General features: G+C 54.0%; 2 rRNA genes (1 of these 2 cut by a window edge). Both read right to left on the reverse strand.

Annotation, left to right across the window (positions count from 1 at the left end):
- Positions 1–92: ribosomal RNA gene (gene rrf / locus ABH900_RS20190) — 5S ribosomal RNA — on the reverse strand; the annotation flags it as partial.
- Positions 93–218: 126 nt separating this feature from the next.
- A 23S ribosomal RNA gene (locus ABH900_RS20195) occupies positions 219–2,500 on the reverse strand; it runs 599 nt beyond the window's last position.

Raw genomic sequence — 2,500 nt, forward strand, 5'->3', positions numbered from 1 at the left:
ATGGCTTAGGCCACACTACCATCGGCGCAGCTACGTTTCACTTCCGAGTTCGGGATGGGATCGGGTGGTTCCATAGCGCTAATTTCACCAGGGAGGCTTTTGGAGAGTCGCACTCGTCCCAGGGGGACAAGGCGCCAGCCTCGCATAGTTCTTGTGACGTAGCGTGCACTTGGATGCTCTTACGACGCTGTCGTAAAGCCAAGGCAACTTGAGGTTATATGGTCAAGCCTCTCGGATCATTAGTATCAGTTAGCTCAATACATTGCTGTACTTACACACCTGACCTATCAACCACGTAGTCTACATGGTTCCTTCAGGGGGCTTGTGCCCCGGGAGATCTCATCTTGAGGCGCGCTTCCCGCTTAGATGCTTTCAGCGGTTATCGCTTCCGAACATAGCTACCCGGCAATGCCACTGGCGTGACAACCGGAACACCAGAGGTTCGTCCACTCCGGTCCTCTCGTACTAGGAGCAGCCCCTCTCAAATCTCCAACGCCCATGGCAGATAGGGACCGAACTGTCTCACGACGTTCTGAACCCAGCTCGCGTACCACTTTAAATGGCGAACAGCCATACCCTTGGGACCGACTACAGCCCCAGGATGTGATGAGCCGACATCGAGGTGCCAAACACCGCCGTCGATATGAACTCTTGGGCGGTATCAGCCTGTTATCCCCGGAGTACCTTTTATCCGTTGAGCGATGGCCCTTCCATACAGAACCACCGGATCACTAAGTCCTAGTTTCCTACCTGCTTGATCCGTCGATCTTGCAGTCAAGCACGCTTATGCCTTTGCACACAGTGCGCGATGTCCGACCGCGCTGAGCGTACCTTCGAGCTCCTCCGTTACTCTTTAGGAGGAGACCGCCCCAGTCAAACTACCCACCATACACGGTCCCCGACCCAGATAATGGGCCCAGGTTAGAACGTCAAGCACGACAGGGTGGTATTTCAAGGATGGCTCCACTGCAGCTAGCGCCACAGTTTCATAGCCTCCCACCTATCCTACACAGACGAACTCAACGTTCAGTGTAAAGCTATAGTAAAGGTTCACGGGGTCTTTCCGTCTTGCCACGGGAACGCTGCATCTTCACAGCGATTTCAATTTCACTGAGTCTCGGGTGGAGACAGCGCCGCTGTCGTTACGCCATTCGTGCAGGTCGGAACTTACCCGACAAGGAATTTCGCTACCTTAGGACCGTTATAGTTACGGCCGCCGTTTACTGGGGCTTCGATCAAGAGCTTCGCCTTGCGGCTGACCCCATCAATTAACCTTCCAGCACCGGGCAGGCGTCACACCCTATACGTCCACTTTCGTGTTTGCAGAGTGCTGTGTTTTTGATAAACAGTCGCAGCGGCCTGGTTACTGCGACCCTCTTCAGCTATAGCTCGCACGAGCCACCAAAAAGGGTGCACCTTCTCCCGAAGTTACGGTGCCATGTTGCCTAGTTCCTTCACCCGAGTTCTCTCAAGCGCCTGAGAATTCTCATCCTACCCACCTGTGTCGGTTTACGGTACGGTCTGCGTAAGCTGAAGCTTAGGAGCTTTTCCTGGAAGCGTGGTATCAGTGACTTCGCCATAAAGGCTCGTCTCGGTGCTCGGTCTTAAAGGATCCCGGATTTGCCAAAGATCCAAACCTACCGCCTTTCCCCAGGACAACCAACGCCTGGTACACCTAACCTTCTCCGTCCCTCCATCGCACTTACGCGAGGTGCAGGAATATTAACCTGCTTCCCATCGACTACGACTTTCGTCCTCGCCTTAGGGGCCGACTCACCCTGCGCCGATTAACGTTGCGCAAGGAAACCTTGGGCTTTCGGCGTGCGGGTTTTTCACCCGCATTATCGTTACTCATGTCAGCATTCGCACTTCCGATACCTCCAGCAGACTTCTCAATCCACCTTCAACGGCTTACGGAACGCTCCTCTACCGCGTACATATAAATATGCACACCCCAAGCTTCGGTTCACTGCTTAGCCCCGTTAAATCTTCCCCGCAGACCGACTCGACCAGTGAGCTATTACGCTTTCTTTAAAGGGTGGCTGCTTCTAAGCCAACCTCCTGGCTGTCTGTGCCTTTCCACATGGTTTTCCACTTAGCAGTGAATTTGGGACCTTAGCTGTGGGTCTGGGTTGTTTCCCTTTTCACGACGGACGTTAGCACCCGCCGTGTGTCTCCCATACAGTCCGTCTCGGTATTCGGAGTTTGCAATGGTTTGGTAAGTCGCGATGACCCCCTAGCCATAACAGTGCTCTACCCCCGAGAGGATACATATGAGGCGCTACCTAAATAGCTTTCGAGGAGAACCAGCTATCTCCGGGTTCGATTAGCTTTTCACTCCTAATCACAGCTCATCCCCGTCTTTTGCAACAGACGTGGGTTCGGGCCTCCAGTACCTGTTACGGCACCTTCACCCTGGCCATGACTAGATCACCCGGTTTCGGGTCTACTGCCCGCGACTATGCGCCCTTATCAGACTCGGTTTCCCTTCGCCTCCCCT

Source organism: Stenotrophomonas sp. AN71 (assembly GCF_050435725.1).
GTDB lineage: Bacteria > Pseudomonadota > Gammaproteobacteria > Xanthomonadales > Xanthomonadaceae > Stenotrophomonas.